This is a genomic window from Vibrio sp. 10N.222.49.C9, from assembly GCF_041474985.1.
GTDB lineage: Bacteria > Pseudomonadota > Gammaproteobacteria > Enterobacterales > Vibrionaceae > Vibrio > Vibrio crassostreae_C.
The window spans coordinates 1-293 of the sequence record NZ_JBFRVD010001071.1 but is presented as its reverse complement, the minus strand read 5'-3'; the positions used below and the strand labels follow the sequence as shown (position 1 = coordinate 293).

1 protein-coding gene is annotated in these 293 nt (G+C 49.8%); it reads left to right on the top strand.

Annotated elements, in window-relative coordinates:
- The coding region (locus tag AB4585_RS26935) for a hypothetical protein (RefSeq protein ID WP_372171799.1) at nucleotides 1-262 on the top strand (262 nt) is incomplete at its 5' end.
- Between the last annotated feature and the right edge of the window lie 31 nt (nucleotides 263-293).

Sequence of the window (293 nt, the reverse complement as noted above, 5' to 3'; positions counted from 1 at the left end):
GATTAACTATGGCACTAACTTTGATGCGGAGGTGCTAGCGGGATTGATTCGCCATGCAGTGTCTCGTGCAAAGCGAGCGTCCATGACTCCTGCGCCAGACGGTGCATTAGTCTCTGAAGCATTAGTGTTCTTTCGCCGCCAGGCTCACAAGAACATTTCTGCAGAGGTGGCAATTAAGCGAGCTCGCGAGGTTGGTGTGCCTCATGTTGAAAGTTGGACACCTGAACGCGTCCAATTAGCTTTCAGTTTAGTTGGTGCTTAGGTGACTGGCGTCTAAATAAGCACGCAAAAAT